Below are 22,691 nucleotides of genomic sequence, written 5' to 3'. Positions count from 1 at the left end.
TACAAAGGTCCCACAGACATACGTCGTGCGGGCTGGGTGCTGACGTCGCCAGCCTTACAAACGCATAGGAGCCAGACTGCCTCACATGGGTTGCCCGTGTGGGTTCCTCCTGCAGATTGCGCGCCGCACAGGCTTCCAAGCAGTAGAGAATCGGGCATGATCCCCTGCGTGTCGCTGCGATGTTGCAGTGTGCGGTGGCGTGCATAACTGCACTCCCTCAGGGGGCTGGGAGACGCCCTGCATGAAGCCTTTACGCCTGGAGATGACCCCAACCAGCAGCCGCCGCCTGAATGAAGTTCTGGGCCTGGGGCTGCTGACGCTTGCCGTGCTGCTGCTGCTCGCACTCGTCAGCTACACGCCGGGAGATCCGTCCCTGAATACCGTTGGCGGGCTGATCGGTGGAGGCGCGCTTCACCCCGTGCACAACTGGGCCGGACGCCTTGGCGCATCGGTCAGTGACCTGCTGCTCCAGCTGGTGGGCATCGCGTCGCTGGCTTTCCCGTTGATGATTGCCCGCCTGGGTGTCTGCTGGCTCCGTTCACGCTCCCAGGGTTCCCCCGCCGCGAAGACCATCGGCCTCGTGCTCTGGATTCTCGCTGCACCCGCTGCGCTCGCCCTTTTTCCCATCCACATGCTGTGGCGCGGCGCGCTGCCCATTGAGGGAGTTTTGGGCCGCCTGGTTGCCGATGGGGTCATCGTCCTGCTCAACTTCCCGGGCGCATGTGTGGTCATCGGCATCGCCTTCGTCCTCAGCATCTACCTTTCCACCACTTTCACCTTCAACACCGCCCAGGACTGGGCAGGGCAGCGTCTCGGCTTCGCCTATCGCGCCCGGGAACGGTACATCGCATGGCGCGGCAACCGTGGCGATCTGAAGTCCGCTCGCGCCGCGAACCGGCTGGAGACGCGCCGGGAACGCATCGTTGCCAAGCAGGACGCGGAGAACGCACGTGCCGCAGCAGCAGCCGAACGCGCATCCAGCGGATCGCTCATAGCGGGTCTCTTTGCCAAGTGGGGTTTCTGGCGCAAAGGCATTCACCCGGACACCACGGGAGTCAGTGATCTGCCTGCATCCCGCAGCATGTGGTCGCAGATGCCGCGCACAATCGTGGACGCAGGTCCTGAGCCGGAGTTCGCTCCACTGCCGGGTCATCTGCAGGCCGCTGCCGAGGCACATCTGATGCACGAAGGCGTCCTTGCCAGCACGATGGATGCCCCCCTGCACGGTTCCCAGGAGAACTTCTCCGACTGGAACCAGCCGACTGAAGCCGAGCCCGAAGCTGCCTTCGACTGGATGAGCACCGAAGCGTCCCCCGCTCCGGTCCGCACCGGACGCACAGCAGAGGTCGTGCCCTTCCCTGTCTCCGCAACGCGTGCTGAAGCGATGCCAGCGCCCCCGGCAAACACAATCTCCTTCGGCAAGCGCGCAGACGACAGCCTGAAGACCGTCACACTCACCACGAAGAGCGTTCACGGCTACAAGCTCCCGCCGTCTTCCCTGCTCTACCGCAGCGATGAGCACGCCGCCGTGCGTGAAGAGGCTCTGCGCGAAGAAGCAAAGGTGCTGGTCGAAAAGTGTGGCGAGTTCGGCGTCGACGGCCAAGTCACCCAGATCAACCCAGGCCCTGTCGTCACCACCTTTGAGTTCCGTCCGGACGCCGGCGTGAAGTACAGCCGCGTCACCGGGCTGGCCGATGACCTATGCCTCGCCATGGCCGCCGAATCTATCCTCATCGAACGCATGGCGGGCAAGAGCACCGTCGGCATCCAGGTCCCCAACCACGAACGCGAGACCATCTGGCTGCGCGACGTGGTCGAGAGCGAAGGCTTCGCCAACAGCAAGAGCAAGGTCGAAATGGCGATGGGCAAAGACATCAACGGTCGCATCGTCACCGCGAACCTCGCCGCTATGCCGCACGTGCTCATCGCCGGATCTACCGGCTCGGGTAAGTCGGTCGCCATCAACGCCATGATCATGAGTGTTCTCTTCAAGGCAACGCCGGAAGAAGTCCGCATGATCCTGGTCGATCCCAAACGCGTGGAGCTGGGCATGTACGAGGGCATTCCACACCTCTTCACGCCAATCATCACCGAGCCAAAGCTCGCGGCCAACGCACTGAAGAACGCCGTCCGCGAGATGGAACGCCGCTTGAAGCTCCTCGCTTCGCGGCACGTCCGCAACCTGGATCAGTACAACAAGCTGTTCGAGAGCGGACAGCTCTTCAACGAAGACGGTGAAGAGCAACAGCCGCTGCCGTACATCATGATCATCATCGACGAGCTCGCCGACCTCATGATGCTCGACAAGGCCAACGTCGAAGAGTCCATCACGCGCCTGGCGCAGATGGCACGCGCTGTGGGCATCCACCTTGTGCTGGCAACGCAGCGACCCAGCGTCGACGTCATCACCGGCCTCATCAAGGCCAACGTCCCGACGCGCATGTCGTTCCGTCTCGCCACCAAGGTCGACAGCCGCACCATCATCGACTCGAACGGCGCAGAGAGCCTTCTGGGCCGCGGTGACATGCTCTTCCTGCCGCCCGGCACCAGCCGCCTGCAGCGCGTCCACGCACCTTTCGTCACGGAGAAGGAAATCTCCGACGTCGTCGCTTTCTGGAAAGCACAGGGCGAGGCCGAATACGTTGAAGGCTTCCTGGAAGGCCCCAAGGACGACAAGGGCAACGACATGGGCGACGACGGCGAAAACAACAACAACGACGAGCTATTCGACGACGCAGTCCGCCTCGTCTACGAGTTCGGCAAGGCCAGCACCTCCCTGCTGCAGCGCCGCCTGCGCATCGGCTACGGCCGTGCCGCTTCGCTGATCGACATGATGGAACGCGACGGCCTCGTCGGTCCCGCAGACGGATCCCGCCCCCGCGAGATCCTCAAGTCGCAGGACTTCTATCGCGAGGTCGACGAAGCCGTCCGGTAACGATGATGGCACCAACGAAACAAGAGAGGCCGCACCAATTGGTGCGGCCCTCTTCGCAGCGGTACCTGTGGACTGCTAGGCTGTTCCGCATGCGAAATCGCTTGCGTCTGCCGGTCGCCGCCATCGTTGTTCTCACTGCCAACGCACTGCACGCGCAGGGACGCGGCGGTGACGACAATAACAAACCTGTGAACAATACTGAGACGATTCATTACGCGTGTACCGCGGACGGCGTGCAGCGCATCAGCGACGCCTATTCCGGCTCGGCTTATACGGATAATTCCCCGAAAATCAAGTTCATCCTGCCCATCGAAGGCGCCCGCGCCCGGGGCGAATGGAACGAAGTCGAGCGCCTCGCGCAGATGTCCATCAAGGCCGCGCCCTACTGCTACACGCCCTACTTCAACCACGCCCAATACCTCATGCGGCAGTGCAAACTCCCCGAGGCAAAGGCCGCGCTGGTGGACTTCCTTGGCCGCGTCGACAAAGACCCGAGCTACACCCAGATCATCGTGCTGGCAAAGGCCGCCCAGGAACAGCTCGACAGCGGCCGCGACCCCAGTGGATGCACCGCACCCCCCACAAAATAAGCCGCGCCTATCGCTTTGTAAGCTTGAGCAGAGGGATCGCAGTCAGGAAAAATGCCGCGATGGCAACGCTGAACGCGATGACCAGACGTAGCCGCGCCGTCATGCGGAATCGCTGCGCGCGCACCGGCGCAACATAGTCAGGATTGGGCTGCATCGGCCCCATTGTCGCCAGCAGTGGCGAAACCTTTGGCTGATAATGCAGCGCATAGTCGTAGCGCGGCGGCGGGGCCTCCGCATCGCCGAGCAGTAGCCGCACGCGCGCAGAGGACAAGGGCTGGTAACAGATCTCACGGCGACGCATCTCCAGCACGAGGGACTGCGCCGCAGGCGGTGCGCCGCGCGGGGAGATGATCGCGCCACTCACCCCAGCCTTCGCACGAGCCGCCGCAGCCTGCACCATCACCGTGATGTCGGCTTCATCCTGCAGGTTCGCTCCGATGGTGAAGGGCGCAGCTGCGTGCCCAGGACCAAGCGTAGTCCGCAGCTCCTCGGCCTGCGCCAGGTTCATGCGGGCCGCAGCACGCAGACTTACGCGCGCCTCGCCGGACGGCGCCGGCTCAAGCCGAACGCGTTCGACAGGGACGTGTGCTGAGAGCAGATCTTCCTGGTAGAGCGATCCGGGAACGAAGGAGCTGCCGCTATTCGAAGCACCAGCTACCTGGGTTGGCACCAAGGGCAGAATCTTCACCGTCTCATACTGCGCGCGGTCATCCGGAGGCGGTGCGCCTGCGTCTCCTGTACGGTCGTCGAAGCTGACATCCGTGGCGTAGGGAATCTCGATGCCATCCTGTACCAGCCGCACATCGCGCAGGCCCGGGGCGGCGTGTGCGTACAGATCCGCATCCACAATCACGCACTGCTCGGCCTGCGACATCGATTGCGGCGCAATCAGTACACGCTGCCATCGGCTGCGTGCCAGCGGACCAGTGGAGTTCGCAGGCAGCGGGACGAACAGCAGTGCCGCAGCGCTGATGGGCAGAAGCATCTTCATCGTTTTAACGGACGCACCGGAATTCGCGTGCGACACCAGCCGATTGTATCGGCCAGGTCTATCGACGTGGCTGGCATCACACATGAGCCGCAGGACGATGTACCCTGCAAACCATGCGAGACGGCCGTTCCCTGCTGCTGATCGATGACGACGAAACCACCCGCGATCTGCTGTCGCTCATGCTCGGCAGCGAGGGCTGGGACGTAGGAACAGCTGCGAGCGGTGACGAGGCGCTTCGCAATCTCAGCGACACCAACGCACCACCGGACGTGATCCTCAGCGATCTGCACATGCCGGGACTGTGCGGTTCGCCGATGGCCACGGCAGTGCGAAACAGCCTCTCCAGGCAGGCAAGTCAGCCGCTCCTGATTGCCATGACTGCAACTGACAGGATCGGACTTCCTGCAGGCTTCGATGCCTTGTTGATAAAGCCCTTCACTCCCAACGACCTGCGTGAATGCTGCGACGCATTATGGAAGGGCAAGGCCCCCTTCGTTCCGAAGTCCGTTGAAGCCGAGCCTGCAGAACCATCGATCGCGCCGGCAATCTTTGACCGCATGAAGGTCGCCATGCCTGTCGCACAACTGCGCAACCTGTATGACTTCGCGCTTTCGGACGCGGAAAGTCGAATCATTCGCATGTCCGCCGCAACGGCAAATGGAGACGATGCGGCCTATCGACGCGAGGCCCACGCGTTGAAAGGCAGTTGCGGCATGGTCGGCGCAGCGCGTCTGCGTACACTTGCCGCGAAGGCAGAAGACGAGGGGCTGCCAGCGTCAACGGTCATCCAGTTGAATCCCCTCTTAGATTTCCATGCAGAGTTAACGGCGATCCGTCATATGCTGGAGTCGCTCCTCCCCAGTGCATCGTGAGCATCCGGTGCGGCATAAATCAACGAAGTAGCGATTTCTGCCCATGCGTCTAGAAGCGCAGTGAAGGGCATGAAGGTGAGAAGGCAACGTGAAGTCAACCGAACCAGAAGCAAGTGTCCGTAGGCCCGTAGCAACCGGCATGCCACCCGTTCGCCTGGTCGTTGCGGATGATCATCCCGTCGTGCGCTTTGGCGTGAAGAACATGCTGATGAGCGAGCCCGGGTTTGAGGTCGTTGCCGAAGCCGAGGATGGCGAAGAGGCCATCACGCAGACCCTGGAGCACGAACCCGATGTGCTTCTGCTGGATCTGCAGATGCCGCGCCTACCTGGTCTCGAGGCCATGCGCGCCATCATGTCAAAGTCACCGCGCGTTAAGATCATCCTGCTCACCAGCACCATCTCAACCCAGCAGATCATTGAAGCGCTGCAGATCGGCGCACGCGGCATCGTTCTGAAGGACTCGGTCGTCGGCGACCTCACGGAGTCCATCCGCGCGGTTACCAGCGGCGACTACTGGATTGGTGGCGAGCGTGTTGTGAACCTGCTGCAGGCCCTCCACGGCCTGATGGCGAAGGCCGCAGCAGTCCCGGAGCGCAAGACCTTCGGCCTCACCCCGCGTGAACTTGAGGTTGTGCAGTGCATCGTGGAAGGCTGCAGCAACAAGGACATCGCGAAGCAGTTCACCATCAGCGAGGAGACCGTCAAGCGCCATCTGTCGAACACCTTCGACAAGACCGGCGTCTCCACCCGGCTGGAGCTCGCGCTCTTCGCCATCTCTCACAAGCTGGTGGCCCCCATCGACTAAGCGCTCAGAGGATGACAAGTCCTGTGGGACTTGTCATCCTGAGCGAATCGCAGCGAAGTCGAAGGATCTGCATCCCCCTGTGCCGCCAAAACGTGTGGTTCGGTCCGCCATGGTCCCGAATGCCTCTAAACTGCACTTTTCGGAAGAACCAGCGGAGATGCAGATCTTTCAGATACACTCCAACCCCTGGGAATCGCAGCTCGTGCGATACGCGGGCGGCGACCGCCACAACGGTCGTAGACTAAAGAGCGATGCCGATCTCGCTCTTTAACTCCGGCGACAAGCCGAAGAAGCCAAGTTTCTTCCAGCGCATGCGCGACGCCGTCACCGGCGAGACCACTCCCGCGCCCGCAACGCCTGATACCGACACCGGCGCGCCGCAAACGCCCTTTGAACTGCTGGAGCGCGAAGGCGCGGGCACGCTGCCCATCCTCGAACCTGAGACGATCTCCCCTGCTGACCTGGCGCAGGCTGCCGATGAGACCGTAGCGCGCGAGCTTGGCCCAGAGGCCGTAACGATCACGCCCCCCGCACCCGACCTCACGCGCAACGAGTTCGGCCTCAGGCCGATGACCTCCAACTTCTCCTTCGGCGGATACGCCAGCGCGGAAGAAGAGGAGGCCGGCTTCCTCGACAAGATGCGTTCCGCCATCGAGCGCACACGGGATCAGTTCGGCGATTCCCTTAACAGCGTCCTCGCGCTTGGCCGCACCGTTGACGACGATGTCCTCGACGACCTCGAAGCCGTCCTTCTGACAGCCGACATCGGCGCGACGACGACGCAGGAGGTCATTCGAAACCTGCGCCAGCGCGCCCTGCGCGAGAAGGCGACCACCGACGATCTGAAGCTCATGCTGAAGGAAGAGCTGCGAGCGATCCTCGACTCCGTTCAGCAGCCCACGAACCACCCGCCACAGCCGCCCGAAGTCATCATGATGGTTGGCGTTAATGGCACAGGCAAGACGACCACCAGCGGCAAACTGGCCGCTCTGTACGGCACGCATGGCCGCAAGGCACTCCTGTGTGCCGCGGATACTTTCCGCGCTGCCGCCATCGAGCAGCTAGAGGTATGGGCGAAGCGCTCGAATGTGGAGATCATCAAGACCAAGCAGGGCGGCGATCCGTCGGCCGCGCTCTACGACGCCATGACCGCGGGCAAGGCGCGTGGTGTGGACATTGTCATCGTCGACACCGCAGGCCGGCTGCATAACAAGGCCGGCCTGATGGCGGAACTCGACAAGATGCGGCGCACGGCCCAGAAGCTGGTGCCGAACGCACCGCACCAGGTCTTCCTGGTGATGGACGCAACCACCGGCCAGAACGGCATGCAACAGGCGCGCCTTTTCACGGAAAGCGCCGGCGTCACCGGCATCGTTCTCACCAAACTCGACGGGACAGCTAAAGGCGGCATTGTCATCGCCATCGCACGCGAGCTGCGCCTTCCCGTTGTTTTCGCGGGCACGGGCGAAAAGATGGAAGACATCATCCCGTTCAATTCCGACGCGTTTCTGGATTCGTTGCTGGGCTAGGTCTCAGCAACCTGCAAGAAGAAGGCTGACCAAGGGGGAGAATGTCTCAAGGCCCATTCACCATCAGCTTCCAGATCCATCATGTTCAACGTGATCTCCATTTCCTGTCGGAGGCGCTGGATCGGAAGCCGGTCTTCTGCTTCACGGCGGGGCAGGCCGTTGGAAGCACCGTGCGAAAGACGAGTGTGTGGCATGCTCAGCTCTTCGGCGGGCAGACGGCACACGACTTCGAGCAAGCTTTGGCGGCACTTCTCCAATACGTCGAAGCACACCGCTCCATTCTGGCGGACTTTGCCGATGTCGATGCACACATGGAGATCCTTCTGTCGTTCAAGGTGACCCCATCGATTGACCTGGCGCACTCCGTCCAGCTGCATCCCTTCGTGCTGTACCAACTGGCCTCCCACCAGATTGGGCTGAAGATCCAGACGATCGCACAGGATCTCTAGCTTTCTCCATCGGTTTGCTGCCGCAACGCATCTGAATGCACAGATGCCCTTTTCTGCCACGGATTTAGCACACATGCAGCGCGCGCTGGAACTCGCGCGGGCGACGCTTGGCCTTGCCTCGCCCAATCCGCAGGTGGGCTGTGTCATCGCGCAGGACAACGTCGTTGTTGGAGAGGGCGCGCATCGGTTCGACCTGCGCGATCATGCGGAAGTGGTAGCTCTGAAGCAGGCAGGGGAACAGGCGCGGGGCGCTACCGCCTATGTCACGCTGGAACCGTGCTCCCACTATGGCCGTACCGGGCCGTGTGCCAATGCCCTGCTGGATGCGGGTGTGGCGCGCGTCGTCGCCGCGACGCTTGATCCGAATCCGCTGGTCGCCACGCGCGGCATGGCCATTCTTGAAAGCGGCGGCGTGATCGCAGAACATGGTCTGCTACAGGCTGAAGCGCGCGCCATGAACGACGCCTTTGCGCGACACATCCTAACTGGCCTGCCGCTGGTCACGTTGAAGTCCGCGCTCAGCGTCGACGGTAAGCTGGCACCCCTCCCCATTCAACGCACGGCCAACGCACCCTTCTGGCTCACCGGAACGGCCGCGCGAGAAGAGGTTCACCGCTTTCGTCATGCGAGCGACGTCATCCTCACGGGTATTGGGACTGTGCTGGCCGACGACCCCCTGATGAGCGACCGCAGCAACCTGCAACGCCGCCGCCGGCTGATGCGGGTTGTGCTCGATACCAAATGCCGCACACCGCTCACCTCGCGGCTGGTCGAAAGCGCCAATGAAGATCTCATCATCTTCTGCGCACGCTCCGCACCCAACGACCGCCAACGCGCTCTCCGTCAGCGTGGTGCCATCGTGGAGACCATGTCGACGCTCACGCCCGCGCAGCGCGGCACGCAGAGCACGAAGCCTGAGCTTGATCTGCGAGCCATCCTGAAGCGGCTCGGCGAGATGGACATGCTCAGCGTGCTGCTGGAGAGCGGTCCCGGCTTGAACGCGGCCTTCCTCAACGCCGGCCTGGTCGACAAGGCAGTTCTCTTCTTCAGCGAAACCGAACTGGGCGACGATGCCATCCCCTTTGCCACCGGCGGTCCTTCACCCTTCGCGCTGATCGAGCAGCTCAGCAACATCGATCGCTGCGACTTTGTCAGTGAGCTCACCAGCGGCGCACGTCAGCTCGACGCCTGCGTGCGCGGCACGCTGCACGACCCATGGGCCGAGACCTTCACGCTCACACCGACCTCCGCGGCATAAAATCAGACTATGTTTACTGGCCTGATTGCTGAGACCGGCACCATCATTTCCTTTGAAAAGAAGTCCGGCGCCGCGCGCCTTCGCGTCACCGCACCCACGTTGGCGACGCAGCTGCACACGGGCGATTCCATCGCTGTCTCCGGCGTCTGCCTGACTGCACTCGCGATCACGCCGACGGGCTTCGAGGCAGATCTGCTGGATGAGACGCTGCGCCGCACCTCGCTGGAGGCGCTGGCACCTGGCAGCAGTGTGAACCTTGAGCTGCCGACGCCCGCAGGCACGCCATTGGGCGGTCACGTGGTGCAGGGACACGTCGATGGCGTGGGACGACTCGTCTCTCTGACCGCGGTGACGATGGGCACCGAAAGTGAGACGGACTGGCTGCTGAAGCTGACTGCGCCCGCTACGATCACGCGCTACATCGTGGAGAAGGGTTCGCTCAGCGTCAATGGCATCTCGCTCACCGTGGCCGCTGTAGAGCGCGTGGAGCACGGGGATGCGCTGGTGACCATCGCCATCATTCCCCACACCTACGCCGTCACCAACCTGCATACGCTGCAGCCGGGCGACCCTATCAATCTTGAGGTGGACGTGCTGGCGAAGTACGCGGAGCAACGCTCGCACACCCCGAAGACCGAGACCATCACCGAACTGTCGCTGATCGAACTGGGCTTCTAAGCGGTCGGACCAACGGGCAGGTCCATCTGCTCCGCGCTCTCTTCCACGTACGGCTGAAAGTGCGCACGGCAGCGCGCCTCATACATCCCCGCTGCACCCACCACCACGAGCTCCTGCGAATGGCCCAACCGCTGCGTGTGGATGGCCGGCAGTCCGCAGGTCATGCAGACAGCATTCAACTTTGTCACCTTGTCGGCGAGCGCCATGAGCGCGGGAACAGGGCCGAAGGGCTCGTTTGCGAACGTCGTGTCCAGACCGGCGAGGATCACGCGTTTCCCCATGCCTACCAGCTCCAGAGCCAGCGGCTGGATCGCCTCATCGAAGAACTGGACCTCATCCAGGCCAATGACTTCCACGTCATCGACGAGACGCGTTGCGAAGAGTTCCTCACGCAGGCGCTCGGCGTTCGGCGTCACAACCGCGGCCTCATGTGTCTGCTCAGAGTGCGAAGCGATTGCCGTGCGGTGATAGCGCAGATCGATATCCGGCTTGAAGCACGCCACACGCTGCCGTGCGATGCGCGCACGCTTCAGCCGGCGGATGAGCTCTTCGCTCTTGCCGGAGAACATGGGCCCCGTGATGACTTCCAACACACCGGGAGTTGCGCACGGCGCCGTGTCTGAGCCGCTGTCGACTGGTTGCATTCGGATATCGTACCGGCTCGCGCTTGTGAAAAAGGCGGGCCCAAATCCGCGACCGTCTCCGTCTACTTCGTCTTCACCTTCACGGCGAAATAGCGAATGGTGTGTCCTGGTTCCAGCAGGAACTGGTGTGGCACCCTGGCCTCGACACGGATCGTGTCGCCCGCGTGCAGCGACTGAACTTTCCCGCCCTTCACGCCGTCACCGCGTATCTCGCCCGGCGCTGTCTGCTTGCCGTTTTCGATTTCGCCTCCGGTGACGACCTTGCCCTCGCCCTCCAGGACAATCAACACATCCGCGAAGTCACGGTGCCACTCGCCCTGGCCGCTCTTAACGCGGACAGCAAGTTGTTCCGACCCGTCCGGTCGGGAAAGCAGTACCTTAAAGGCGATGCCGTCTTTGGCGGTCCTGGCCTGTTGCAGCAGCGCATCGCCTGTCGAATGCAGCGTGACAGCATCGACAAGTTCACTCGGCGGTACGGTCTGCGACACCAGTGGCGACGCCAGTGCGAGCGCCGTCGCTGCAATACAAAGTTTGTTCAATGTCGCCCTCTATTCCTGAGACTTGCCGATCGGCTGCCATAGTTCAACTCGATTGCCCTCTGGATCGGTAATCCAGGCAAAGCGGCCGTAGCTGTAGTCCTCACGATGAGGATCGACGTCGACCTTCGCTGCGCGCAGCTTCTCCAGCAGTGCATCCAGGTTGTCCACGCGATAGTTAATCATCACGGCCTGGCGGCTGCCCTTCCCGAAGTAATCGGTGTTGTCGGCGAAAGCGCTCCACGTGGTCATTCCGGTGCCCGCTGGTACCTCATCGGTCCAAAGGAACGTGGTGCCGTAATCACTCACCGGGAGCCCCAGGTGTTGGTGATACCAGTCCGTCAAAGCCTTTGCATCGCGAGCGCGCAGAAACACCCCACCGATGCCCGTTACTCTTCCTTTGCTTGCGGCCACACTGCACCCCACTGATACGCCCGAAGTTTTAATGCCGCCATGATAGCGTTAAAGGTGCCGATGATGCTTCCCCGCTCCAGATTTCGTTCACGCCATGCTTGTATTGCGTTTGCCCTGACCGGCGTTGTACTGATGGGCTGTGCTCGTAAGGTGCAGATCGAAGTGCCGGCGGATTTTCACGGTCACGTGCGCATCCTGTGCACGGGTCTGAGCGAAGATCGTTCGACCAATATCCATGTCGATGCCACGGGTTCCATTAAGGCGAGCACCTGTCCGGTACGCCAGACGGACACTGTCGTCTCCCGCTCCGGTGTGGGCGCACCGCTGGAGACCAATGTGATGTGGACGACGACCGGCGACGGTCTTGTGCGCGAGATCACCTTCGACGTCCGCTAGGGCTCTCGGAATTTGTGGCACGCGCATCCTACGCAGGATGGATCGCGAGCAGGCCGGCACTCTCTTCAAGCAGTTTCTGAATGTACTGCCGCTCGGCCTTGCGACACGCATGCACATCTTCACCGATGCCGATGCGGACGGTCTGCCAGCGGGAGCCCTGCTGCTGCGCTCTCTCCATGCCGCTGGCTATCTCAACGTGACGGTCGAGACACGAGGCAAGTTTGAGAACGCCTGGATGCCCACCGTCCACGAGCGACTGCGCAGACTCGCTCCCGAGGCGTTGCTGATCGTTGATCTTGGCGCACGTCCTGACACCATCCTGCCTGGCGTGGCCACGCTGCTGATCGATCATCACGCTCCCTTCGGCACGCCGCCTGGCGCAACGCTGCTGACCAGCTACGGCACCGAGCCAACCGCGACCAGCGGCCTGCTGGCTCTGTGGTGCGCGCAAGCCGTTGCGCCTGCAGTTGCTGCCGATCTGGAGTGGATGGCCGCCATCTCGCTATTGTCAGACCTTGGCGATAAGGCGCCCTTCGCTGAACTTGCGGAAGGCAAAAAGCGATTCGGAGCAACAGCTCTGAAAGACCTTACCAGCCTGCTGAACGCACCGCGACGCACAGCTGCGGGGGACGCTACCGTTGCCATGGATTTGCTGCTGCGAGTCGATACGCCGAAGCAGGCCCTGGCAGAACCTTCGGCAGAACTGGCAAGTCTGCGCACCGCCAAGGCAGAAGTGGCGGCAGCACTCGCCATCGCCTGTAAAAGTCCGCCCCGCTTTTCCAGCCGCTGGCGCGAAGAGCTTGGTGCGGATCTCATCGCCGTTCGCATTGACACGCCCTGCCAGGTGCATCCACTGGTGGCGCAGATCTGGCGGCCACGCTTCCCGAAGGCCGTTGTCTTCGGCGTGAACGTCGGCTTCCGGCCCGGCTACGTCCACTTCGCCGGACGGGCACCAAAGTCCGTGAACCTCGTACACTTCCTTCGCGCGCACACGCCCGCAGGCGCCGACGGTACCTTTGGCGGCGGGCACGACCAGGCAAGCGGCGGCGCGCTGCCCATTGCGCTCTGGAATTCCTTTGCATTGGAGATGGGCTGGGGACCAGAGCTGCAGGTAGGCGTCAAAGCCTGACGCACGCGACACGCGGTCACGCATACAATCAAGCCGCGATGCGTCTCCCCTTCCCGGCTGCTCCGAAACGTCCGCTCCTCGCAGCATCTTTCGCCGTCCTTGCAGCCTCCATTCTGGCCGTCACCGCGTACCCACCGACGCCGGCGCTGGCTGGCGCCCCAGCGACGACGAAGACCGTCGATTGGCCGGTCTACGGTGGCAGCAAGACAGGCGACAGGTACTCACCGCTGACGCAGATCACTCCAGCGAATGTGAAGAAACTTCAGGTAGCGTGGACGTATGACACCGGCGAGACGACCGGCCTCCAGACACACCCGCTTATCGTCGGCCGCACTCTCTTCGCGTACACGCCCAGCCAGAAGGTCGTGGCACTGGACGCGGCGACTGGTAAGCAGCTCTGGAGCTTCGACTCCGGCATCAGGACCGGCCAGCCCGACCGTGGCTTCAGCTTCTGGACCAGCGTTGACGGCAGGAGCAGGATCCTCTTCGCGCAAACGCTCTACGCGCTATGGGCGCTCAATCCCGATACCGGCAAGCCCATCGAGACCTTCGGCAACAAGGGCTGCATCGACCTCCGCAACAACCTCGGTGCAGAGTCGCCCGCAGGGACCGTCGCCATCACCACGCCCGGCACTGTCTACAAAGACCTGATCATCATGGGCTTTCGCACAGGCGAAGCAGAGCCGTCGCCCCACGGCGACATCCGCGCCTACGACGTCCATACCGGCGCCATGCGGTGGAGCTTCCACACCATTCCGCACCCCGGTGAGCCCGGCTATGAGACATGGCCGAAGGACGCATGGAAGTACACCGGCGGCGCAAACAACTGGACGGGCGGCGTGCTCGATGAGAAGCGCGGCATCTTTTACGCGCCCACCGGCTCTGCTGTCACGGACTTCTACGGAGCCGACCGCATTGGCGATGACCTCTACGCCAACTCGCTGCTTGCGCTCGATGCCAACACCGGCAAGCTGCTGTGGCACTTCCAGGCTGTCCACCACGACCTGTGGGATCGCGACTTCCCCGCGCCCCCCGTGCTGCTGACGCTGAAGCACGACGGCAAGATGGTAGACGCCATCGCGCAAACCACCAAGCACGGTCAGATTTTCGTCTTCGACCGAGTCTCCGGAAAACCGCTCTTTCCGATTGAAGAGAAGCCCTTCCCGGCCAGCACCACACCCGGCGAAGTTGCCTCGCCCACGCAGCCTATGTCTGTCGCCATCGAGCCTTATGCGCGTCAACGCCTGACCGCGGACATGCTCACCCAGCGAACGCCCGAAGCCCATGCATGGGCCGTAAAGGAGTTTGGCACCTTCATCAGCGACGGTCAGTTTGTACCGCTCAGCGTGGGCAGACAGACGGTGATCTTCCCCGGCTTTGACGGCGGTGCAGAGTGGGGCGGTGAAGCTGCCGACCCACGAACCGGCGTGATGTACCTCAACGCGAATGACATTGCCTGGACAGGCGGTCTGACAGAAGTGACGGCAGCAGGCCTGGGCGCCGCCACCTACGGCAGCCAGTGCGCGGCCTGCCACGGTGCCGACCGCAAAGGACAGCCGCCGACGTTTCCTTCGCTGATCGACGCAGGCAGAACCTTGACACCCGAACAGATGACCACGGTCATCCACGATGGCCGTGGCCGCATGCCCAGCTTCTCTGGCCTGGGCGGCGAGACCCTGACGGCCCTGCTGGCCTTCGTCCGCACCGGCAAAGAGCCGGAGGGCCGCGCCATTGGCGTTACCGGACCGGCCCAACCGCTACCTGTCCCCGACCGCAGCGACAAGGAAGAGCTGCCACCCGGTTCCAGCTCAACCACCGGCCCCGTCGCGAAGTTCCGCTTCACCGGCTACAGGAAGTTTCTGGACCCCGACGGCTATCCGGCCATCGCAGGGCCGTGGGGCACGTTCTCGGCCGTGGACCTGAACACCGGCAAGTACCTCTGGAAGGTCCCCCTGGGCCAGTACCCGGAGCTTGCCGCGAAGGGGATGAAAGACACGGGCAGCGAGAACTATGGTGGCCCGGTGCTGACGGCCAGCGGCCTGCTCTTCATCGGCGCAACCAACTTCGACAACAAGATGCGCGCCTTCGATGCGAAGTCCGGCAGGCTGCTGTGGGAGTACACGATGGACTTCGCCGGCAACGCCACGCCGGCTACCTACATGGTCGACGGCAAGCAATACGTAGTGATCGCAACCAGCAGCGCACGTAATCCAAAGGCGAAGCAGGGAGCGCGTTATGTCGCCTTCGCGCTGCCATAAGGCCCGGCGACATTGCCCTGCACCATCTGCGGATGTCATGCTCAATCGATGACATTGAGAAATCTCAGCGCGATGACCCTGCTGCTCGCAGCAGCCCTTCCGGCGATGGCCCAGGACGACGGCTACTGGAAGGCCACCAGCAAGACCGCGAAATCGATCACGGGCGACATCGTGCTGCGGGGCGAACGCCTCACCATGAACTTCACCGGCATTACCATCGCGCAGATTCGCACGCTGGAACCAGCCGAGATCAACGGCGTCTTCAACGCAGACGCCACCGAATCCGGTGGCAACCTGTACCGGCTCAACATCCCCGGCGAAAAGACTTTCCTACATAAGAACACGCTCTGCGGTGCCGAACCAACGCAGTACATGGCGACCTACCGCACAGGAAAGGATCTGCAGGTTGCGTTCTTCTCAGGATCGGCCGTCCCCAAGATGAAAGCAGAGGATCTGAACACCAGCACCTCGCTCTGCGGCACCTACATGTACAGCAAATAGGCCTGTCGACAGACTTCTCTCTTCATGACGTTGGCATCCCGCAGCGCAGCGGGGGTATGCCAAACCATCACACGAAAACCATCTCCACAAAAAGAGAAGAGCGCCCTTTTTGCGGGCGCCTTTCTCTTTTACATAAAGATTCGAACGAAGCTACCGGCAGTTAGCGGCCGCGACGTCCAGCACCGCCGCCGCTGCGGCCGCCATTGCTGCTACCGCCGCTGCCGCCCGGGCGACGACGACCGAAGCCGCCACCGTTGGACGATCCACCGCCGTTACCACCACGTCCACCGCCATGCGACGAGCGCGACGGGACCGTCGTGTCCTGCAGGTGGCTGCCATCAGGGCTGGTCTTCCATGCACGCGTTTCCAGCGTCATCAGGTCGCCTGCACGACCTGTGTCGATGGGCGAGTTGCGCTCTTCCTTGGCAAGGTTCTTGTCCGTATCGCGCCAGTCAAACTGGATCTTCAGTTCGCGCTCCATCTTGCGCGCATCGCTGCGCTCCTGGGGCATGACGAACGTGGTTGCGATACCGGTTGCAGACGCGCGGCCCGTACGGCCGATGCGGTGCACGAAGTCATCGCTGGCACCCGGCAGGTCGTAGTTGACGACGTGCGCGATGTGCTTGATGTCGATACCGCGAGCAGCAACGTCGGTTGCGACGAGAACGCGGCTCTTACCCGTGGCGAAGGCCTTCAGTGCAGCCGAACGCTGCGACTGTGAACGATCACCGTGGATGATGCTGACCTCGTGACCCAGCTTTTCCAGCTTGCGGCCGATACGGTCAGCGCCATGCTTCGTGCGCGAGAACACAAGGTAGGTGCCGGCCTCTTCCTGCAGCATCTTCTCAAGCAGGCTCAGCTTCTGGTCCTGCATGACGATGTGCGCACGCAACTCAACACGCTCGTTCGGCTTGGAGGTGGTGCCAACCTCGATGCGAACCGGCTTGTTCACATAGTCGCGAACGATCTCGGTGATATTTGCATCCAGCGTTGCGGAGTAGCACATGGTCTGGCGCGTCTTCGGCAGAGCGCCCACAATGCGGCGGATCGCGGGCAGGAAGCCCATGTCCAACATGCGGTCGACTTCGTCCAGAACAAGCATCTCCACGTTGCGCAGGCTGATCTCACCGCGCTTCAGGTAATCCTCAAGACGGCCGGGCGTTGCGACCACAAGACGGGGTCCACGGCGCAGCGCATCCAGCTGGGCGCCTTCGCTGAGGCCACCGCAGACGAGGACAGATTCGTGCTTCGCCTGGGGTTGAATCTTGGAGTAGTTCTCAAGCACCTGCATCGCCAGCTCGCGCGTGGGCAGCAGGATCAGCGAGCGGATGGGCTTGATGGTGCGCTTGCCCTGCTGCACCGGCGCCGGCGCGGGATTCACGTCCATGCGGTGAATCATCGGGATCAGGAAGCTGAGGGTCTTACCGGTGCCGGTTGCGGCAGTCGCAAGAACGTCGCGGCCTTCCAATGCCGGAGGGATTGCGCGCGCCTGTACGGGCGTCGGCGTGATGTACTTCGCGACAGCCAGGCGATCCTTCAGCTGTTGCGAGATCGCGAAATCGTTGAAGAAAACTTCAGGGGTGGTGGGAGCTGCGGTGGTGGCGGGAACGTTGTTCTCAGCGACTGCAGTGTTTCCAGTATTCAAAGGATCTTTCTTATGTATGCGGCGACGCGCTCCGTCATTGGGCGGCCTGCCTGCCAATCGATGCTGTGATGCAGGTGTGTTCCGGCTCCCTTGGCGGGGGCGCAACACCATGGATCGCTTTCAGCATGAACCCGTTGTGACTTGGAAGTCGTATGGGCGCTGTGCTGCTGCAAGGGCGAGGTCCCGATCCTGTATCTCCCACATGAAACCGCTCGCGCAGCCTCATTCCAAGAGCTCAGGTGACCTTCAAGCCAGAGCAACCAACGCTTCCCTCTCATATGTTCGAGGGATGGCATACAGCGGTGGGATAGAACATCGCAGTCTCTGGCCAGCCCGAATCCACATTGGGCCGTTCCCGCGACGTACAGAGCATCATTCTGCTCTGCGACTTAGTATAGCAGAGATCTGCCGCATAGCGAACGAAAGAGGCTTCGGCCCCGAAAGGCATCACTGCCTTACGATGAGGAAGCGATGTCTAAGCAGATCCAGGCCGTCCTTGTTCTCTACCGAATGCGTCTGCAGGACAGCGGGACCTATAACGCCTGGAACGCTGCCGGCTTCAGTGCGACGGCGGACCTCATGGTCTGCGACAACACCCCCGGTACGCCAGGCGCGCCGCCCGCCGACTTCCAGGGCCCCTACCTCGCGCAGCCCGAAAATCCCGGTCTGGCGAAGAGCTACAACCTTGCCCTGCAGCGCGCCAGCCAGAACGGTGCAACGTGGCTGATGCTGCTCGACCAGGACACACACCTGACGGCGGACTACTTCGAGGAGGTCGGTCGCCGCGCGGCAGAGCTCGCCGATGACGAGGGTGTCGTCGCCATCGTGCCAAAACTTGTCGAGAACGGCATGGTGCAATCGCCGCACATGGGCATCTGCACGAAGACATGGACGCCGCTCCCGCTCAATGCCAGTGGCCTGCTGGAGAACCGTGGGCAGCACATCTACAACTCCGGCGCCTTGATGCGGGTCAGCAGTCTGATCGCGATCGGCGGTTTTCCGGAAGACTTCTGGCTGGACTACCTGGACCACGCAGTCTTCCACCTTCTGCGCGAGCACGGCGGACGCGTCTTCCTGATGAACGCCAGCATCCTCCACACACTCTCATCGAACGCAGCACCCGAGCCAAACAGCCCGGCCTACCTGGCACGCCACGCCAACGGACTTGCCGCAGAGGCGCTCTACTACCGTCGCTACGGCACACCCGAAGAACTCCGGTGGTATCGCCGCAAACTGCTACGTGCGACCGCGAACGCAGCCATCCGGCACAGGCACTTCCAGCTCGCCTGGCGCACACTGAAGGCCGCGCTGCAGGTCCGGATGACTGGCTGATCTTCCCGTCCGTTCTCTACCGCGACGCGTTGGCGCGGCGTTGTCTGACCATGCGCTGGATCTTTGTGACCAGCTTACCGGGACGAAGGATCGTCGTTGTGACAACTTCTAGACGTTGCTGAGCCGCGAGGACGCGCGACGCTATGGGCAGAGGCAACTTCAACGCGGGATAAACAAAAAGCCAGAAGCGTGGGTTCTTCCAAAACAACTGCTTCATCCCGATCTCTGTCTCCGAAAGACCATAGTTGTCATTCTTCAACTGGTAGGCCCGCATCTCCAGAATCATGCTCGGAAACCACCCGCGCAGCGTACCGTTGATGAAGATACGCGCAAGCTGCGGTCGGCGACGAAGGAGACGACGTGCGATCTGGCCGAAGCGCCGCCCGAAAATCTCCACCACGTTAAACATGGAGTTCATGCTTCGACCGGTTACCCAGCGCTCCCAAAGGCACAGGCTCTGCCGATGATTGGCAAGCAACGGGAAAAGCCAACTGAGGTGAACAAGCGCTGTTCCGATGAAGTCTTCCGGTTGTTCCTCGATCACCTGAAGTGCCCGGTCACGGTTCACCAAGGTCGCTGTGATGAAGGCAACCATGGTCCCCATGATCAGTGCCATCGATCGGCCGGAACGGAAGACCTGGAACGTCCGCCCGTCGGAGACAGGCGCGAATTCCTCACGCCAGTCCTGCAGGAAGCCATGTGGCTCGAAATAGACAAGATCGTACTCGCCGGAGCGCAAGTGTCCCATGATGCATGCGATGGCACCAGGACGAATGATGTCGTCGTCCCCGAAGAGCCAGAAATACTTTCCGCGCGCTTCGCGAAAGCACTTTACGAAGTTTGCGTCAGAGCCGATATTGCTCTCGTTCACGATCCTGCGGAACCGCTGATCCCCGGCTGGAAGATAAGCGTCGACGACCTCCGTCGTACTGTCCGTCGATGCGTTGTTACAGACGATCAACTCGATGTCAGCCACATTCTCTAACTGTGGCACCAGTAATTCGAGCAATTCCTGCAAGAATACCGCCCGATTGAACGTCGGAATCGCAATGGTAAGAAGAGGTCGATGCTCGCTCATGTCAATTCTCCTCTTCGACAAATGCCGGACTTAGAACAATTCGATTTCTGCAATGGCAGCGGAAACGTCCATTCAGTCGCAGATGCATGACAACCATGCGGTACAGGCGCTTTCGCCACGCTGGCCGCGTCAGGACGCATCCGCTGCGTTACCTAGACGGGGACGACCGTGGCCTTCCTGTTGGTCCAACGCCGATTGAAGTAGCGGACGCCGCGAATCCCCTTCTTCCACACTCTTGCAAGTGGTAAAGGCCACACCAACAGTGGGTAGATCATCAGCCAGTACAGAACTCTATCTCCGTAATCCTGACGCATCTGGCCTGGAGGATCCGCGGTATTCATAGCGTAGCCCTGTTCTCGAAGACGTATCCAGTTATTCGCGAACCACGAGTCCAATTGCCGACGAATCACGGCATCGTACAGCGGCGTGCCCTCCCCCAAAAAGCGCTGCGCCTGCTCTTTCCAGTGCTTTCCGAAAACCTCAACCATGTCAAACGGGCGCGACGCTGCCTTCTCGCAGGTGGCGATCAGGCCCTTGCAAAAGACAACAGCACTCCGCAGATTCTTTACGCAACTGAAGGTCCAACCTAGTTGGATCAAATAGGATCCTGCACCTTCTCTGAAATCCCGATGGGGAAAGTCCTCCACGCGATCCTTATTCACAATGATTGCGGAGATAAGTGCCAGATCACCGACATGACTCACCGCAGTAATGAAATCCAAAGCCGACCGATACAGACTTGCGGATGCTTCAGCGTCCGGTCTGACGCGCTCATCTGGCCGCGCAACGAACCCCTCAGCCGGCACGAAGACCAGATCCACATCCGGAACCCTCAGCACTTGCAGAATGCGCTCTATGCTGCCAGGAAAAATTACGTCATCATCGCCAAAAACCCAAACGAACTTACCTTTCGCTTGCCCGTAGCAATCCAAAAAATTACCGTCCGGCCCCACGTTCTCTGGCCTTCGGATGTAGGAGCACTGCAGGCCAGCCTTGAGATACGCTTCCACTACCTGCTGCGTATCGTCAGGTGACGCGTTATCAAATATCAGTAGCTCCACTTCTCTGCGGTTCGTTAACTGAGGCGCGAGATATTCCAATAGCATCTTCAGTTCAACGGCGCGATTGTAAGTGGGAATCGCAATTGTCAGCAGCGGCCGAGCATCTTCAGGCATGCCAAATTCTCCGGTACTTCTGGAATATGTATCCGCTGATGCCGATGCCGATGACGAGAGTGGCACCAAGCTGCCCGGTCGTCATGCCAATCGCGCCGTACCAGCGCCCCAGCGTGACCGTTGAAATGCCGATAACAACCGCACCCAGAATAGACGTGATCAGCAGCTTCTCCTGCTTGTGTGCCCGCAGGTAGATGCCGATTGAAGATGAGACCTGGTTCCCACACATATTCAGCAGCAGCAGGCCAAACGGCAACGGAGCCAGCAGGCGCTTGGCAAAGGGCACACCCATCCGCACCAGTTCCACGTCCACGGTCCAGATCACCAGAGATCCGCAAACAAGCAGTACAAGACTCTGCACAACAGAGCGCATGAACAGGCGGTCAAGCTCCACAAACTCGCGGCGCGCAATCAGCGAACCAAACGGTGCTGCCTTCGTGCTGAGCCATGACATGCCAACCGCTGCCAGTGAGTTTGTGATGCTGAGCGACATACCCATCTGCCCTGCTACGACCGGCCCATAGAAGCGGAGCAGCGCAGGATTAAACAGTTGGAAGATGATGAAGCCGCAGCCATACGAGATCGCGATGCGCCATTGAAAGGGCCAAACTTCCGTGCCCCACACGATCGCGTCTTCTCCGGCATTGTGCCGCAGCAGCCCCAGCAACAGGCGTCGGTTACGAAAGAGGAAGTAGAAGCCCACGCCTGCCTGCGCGCCGATCACCAGCGCAGGCGAGAACAGCCCATGGTGCAACAGCATGATGCCCCACGACAGCAGTGAACCCGCAACCGCCTGCTGCCAACGCATCATCGCGATGCGCTTGACCATTCCACAACCTTCCAGGAATGAGAAGATCGGATCGATCTGAAAAGTAAGACACGATGCCAGGACTACACAGGTCCATGGCGCTCGCCACGCTACCGTGCCGGCGCCGGGACTCGTGGCGAAGAAATGCCAGCCGACCGGCAACAACACCGCAAGCATTAACAGTCCAGCGGCTCCGTACCAGACCACGGCCTTCTGAAGCACCGAAGCCAGCCTGCGGTGCGGACGTGCCTCACCCACGATCAACCCGCTGGGGTCAATCTTCAAATGCGCCACTTCATGCGATGCCAACTGCAGAATGACCACGGAGAAGCCAAGCTCGAAGATGATCTGCAACGCGACAAGGGAGCCAAACGTGTAGTAATACCCTTGCTCGGCCCGGCTGAACGTCCGCGCGATCAGTGCGACCGAAACAAGGCCTGCGATCGACGCCCAGCCACGCGCCAGGATGGTGTAACCGATAGCGCGATCAATACCTGTGGCCTGCAATGCGCGACGAAGCAACGACGGCGTAACCAATGGCTCTACGGCAGTGATCTGATTGACTTCAGCTGGTTCTATTGCAGACATATTTTTGCGATGGTTCTCCAGGGGGAGGAGGCAACTCCATGGTACCAGCGCTGGCAGCAGGCTCCGTTCCAGGCCTCCGT

21 protein-coding genes are annotated in these 22,691 nt (G+C 61.5%); 13 read left to right on the top strand and 8 right to left on the bottom strand.

The annotated features are described in order from the left end of the window. Positions 1-241: 241 nt before the first annotated feature. Complete coding sequence (locus BLW03_RS16140) at positions 242-2,935, top strand: DNA translocase FtsK (protein WP_074655077.1); 2,694 nt, start codon at positions 242-244, stop codon at positions 2,933-2,935. An 89-nt stretch (positions 2,936-3,024) separates the two neighbouring features. Beyond that, a complete protein-coding gene (locus BLW03_RS16135) occupies positions 3,025-3,525 on the top strand; it encodes a tetratricopeptide repeat protein (protein ID WP_074655076.1) in 501 nt (166 codons plus the stop codon). A gap of 7 nt (positions 3,526-3,532) precedes the next feature. Here BLW03_RS16135 and BLW03_RS16130 read toward each other — a convergent pair whose 3' ends face one another. Beyond that, complete coding sequence (locus tag BLW03_RS16130) at positions 3,533-4,552, bottom strand: hypothetical protein (RefSeq protein WP_212733216.1); 1,020 nt, start codon at positions 4,550-4,552, stop codon at positions 3,533-3,535. A gap of 77 nt (positions 4,553-4,629) precedes the next feature. On the opposite strand from BLW03_RS16130, the gene BLW03_RS16125 reads away from it, so the two are divergent. The 6 genes from BLW03_RS16125 to BLW03_RS16100 all read left to right on the top strand — a co-directional run bounded on the left by BLW03_RS16125 (position 4,630) and on the right by BLW03_RS16100 (position 10,107). Continuing rightward, positions 4,630-5,388: an Hpt domain-containing response regulator gene (locus tag BLW03_RS16125; protein ID WP_074655074.1), complete on the top strand. Its 759-nt coding sequence runs from the start codon at positions 4,630-4,632 to the stop codon at positions 5,386-5,388. Between the two features lie 139 nt (positions 5,389-5,527). After that, on the top strand, positions 5,528-6,193 hold the full coding sequence (locus BLW03_RS16120; protein WP_074655073.1) for a response regulator: 666 nt from the start codon (positions 5,528-5,530) through the stop codon (positions 6,191-6,193). A gap of 251 nt (positions 6,194-6,444) precedes the next feature. Then, positions 6,445-7,722 (top strand): signal recognition particle-docking protein FtsY, encoded by a 1,278-nt coding sequence (ftsY, locus tag BLW03_RS16115; protein ID WP_432279817.1) that lies wholly within the window; start codon positions 6,445-6,447, stop codon positions 7,720-7,722. A gap of 41 nt (positions 7,723-7,763) precedes the next feature. Continuing rightward, positions 7,764-8,171: a hypothetical protein gene (locus BLW03_RS16110; protein WP_074655072.1), complete on the top strand. Its 408-nt coding sequence runs from the start codon at positions 7,764-7,766 to the stop codon at positions 8,169-8,171. Positions 8,172-8,214: 43 nt separating this feature from the next. Beyond that, positions 8,215-9,429: a bifunctional diaminohydroxyphosphoribosylaminopyrimidine deaminase/5-amino-6-(5-phosphoribosylamino)uracil reductase RibD gene (gene ribD, locus BLW03_RS16105; protein WP_074655071.1), complete on the top strand. Its 1,215-nt coding sequence runs from the start codon at positions 8,215-8,217 to the stop codon at positions 9,427-9,429. Between the two features lie 9 nt (positions 9,430-9,438). Next, positions 9,439-10,107, top strand: coding sequence for a riboflavin synthase (locus BLW03_RS16100; RefSeq protein ID WP_074655070.1), 669 nt, complete (start codon positions 9,439-9,441; stop codon positions 10,105-10,107). Here BLW03_RS16100 and BLW03_RS16095 read toward each other — a convergent pair. The 3 genes from BLW03_RS16095 to BLW03_RS16085 form a co-directional block, all read right to left on the bottom strand. Then, positions 10,104-10,751, bottom strand: coding sequence for a thymidine kinase (locus BLW03_RS16095; RefSeq protein ID WP_074655069.1), 648 nt, complete (start codon positions 10,749-10,751; stop codon positions 10,104-10,106). The two genes, BLW03_RS16100 and BLW03_RS16095, sit on opposite strands and share 4 nt — an antisense overlap. Before the next feature lie 62 nt (positions 10,752-10,813). Then, the gene (locus BLW03_RS16090; RefSeq protein WP_074655068.1) at positions 10,814-11,290 is read right to left on the bottom strand and encodes a cupin domain-containing protein; all 477 of its coding nucleotides are present in this window, start codon (positions 11,288-11,290) and stop codon (positions 10,814-10,816) included. 9 nt (positions 11,291-11,299) lie between these two features. Then, positions 11,300-11,701, bottom strand: a complete 402-nt coding sequence (locus BLW03_RS16085; protein ID WP_074655067.1) for a VOC family protein — start codon at positions 11,699-11,701, stop codon at positions 11,300-11,302. Positions 11,702-11,761: 60 nt separating this feature from the next. On the opposite strand from BLW03_RS16085, the gene BLW03_RS16080 reads away from it, so the two are divergent. From BLW03_RS16080 to BLW03_RS16065, 4 genes are read left to right on the top strand one after another with little or no spacing between them, the layout of a single operon-like run. Next, positions 11,762-12,097 (top strand): hypothetical protein, encoded by a 336-nt coding sequence (locus BLW03_RS16080; RefSeq protein ID WP_074655066.1) that lies wholly within the window; start codon positions 11,762-11,764, stop codon positions 12,095-12,097. Between the two features lie 37 nt (positions 12,098-12,134). Next, positions 12,135-13,226, top strand: coding sequence for a hypothetical protein (locus BLW03_RS16075; protein ID WP_083350582.1), 1,092 nt, complete (start codon positions 12,135-12,137; stop codon positions 13,224-13,226). Between the two features lie 38 nt (positions 13,227-13,264). Further along, complete coding sequence (locus BLW03_RS16070; protein WP_074655065.1) at positions 13,265-15,484, top strand: outer membrane protein assembly factor BamB family protein; 2,220 nt, start codon at positions 13,265-13,267, stop codon at positions 15,482-15,484. Between the two features lie 48 nt (positions 15,485-15,532). Continuing rightward, on the top strand, positions 15,533-15,985 hold the full coding sequence (locus BLW03_RS16065) for an NAC family transcription factor (RefSeq protein WP_074655064.1): 453 nt from the start codon (positions 15,533-15,535) through the stop codon (positions 15,983-15,985). 160 nt (positions 15,986-16,145) lie between these two features. Here BLW03_RS16065 and BLW03_RS16060 read toward each other — a convergent pair whose 3' ends face one another. Further along, positions 16,146-17,630, bottom strand: coding sequence for a DEAD/DEAH box helicase (locus tag BLW03_RS16060; protein ID WP_074655063.1), 1,485 nt, complete (start codon positions 17,628-17,630; stop codon positions 16,146-16,148). Positions 17,631-18,101: 471 nt separating this feature from the next. Here BLW03_RS16060 and BLW03_RS16055 point away from each other — a divergent pair, with 471 nt between their 5' ends. Beyond that, positions 18,102-18,962, top strand: coding sequence for a glycosyltransferase family protein (locus BLW03_RS16055; RefSeq protein ID WP_074655062.1), 861 nt, complete (start codon positions 18,102-18,104; stop codon positions 18,960-18,962). Between the two features lie 16 nt (positions 18,963-18,978). Here BLW03_RS16055 and BLW03_RS16050 read toward each other — a convergent pair whose 3' ends face one another. The 3 genes from BLW03_RS16050 to BLW03_RS16040 all read right to left on the bottom strand — a co-directional run bounded on the left by BLW03_RS16050 (position 18,979) and on the right by BLW03_RS16040 (position 22,611). Next, positions 18,979-20,040, bottom strand: a complete 1,062-nt coding sequence (locus BLW03_RS16050) for a glycosyltransferase family 2 protein (protein ID WP_074655061.1) — start codon at positions 20,038-20,040, stop codon at positions 18,979-18,981. 152 nt (positions 20,041-20,192) lie between these two features. Next, positions 20,193-21,215, bottom strand: a complete 1,023-nt coding sequence (locus BLW03_RS16045; RefSeq protein WP_074655060.1) for a glycosyltransferase family 2 protein — start codon at positions 21,213-21,215, stop codon at positions 20,193-20,195. After that, positions 21,208-22,611, bottom strand: coding sequence for a polysaccharide biosynthesis protein (locus tag BLW03_RS16040; protein WP_074655059.1), 1,404 nt, complete (start codon positions 22,609-22,611; stop codon positions 21,208-21,210). The genes BLW03_RS16045 and BLW03_RS16040 overlap by 8 nt, the downstream gene beginning before the upstream one ends. Positions 22,612-22,691: the final 80 nt, after the last annotated feature.

Origin of the sequence: Terriglobus roseus, assembly GCF_900105625.1 — a bacterium.
Taxonomy (GTDB): domain Bacteria; phylum Acidobacteriota; class Terriglobia; order Terriglobales; family Acidobacteriaceae; genus Terriglobus; species Terriglobus roseus_B.
This window is presented reverse-complemented; position numbering and strand designations above follow the sequence as displayed.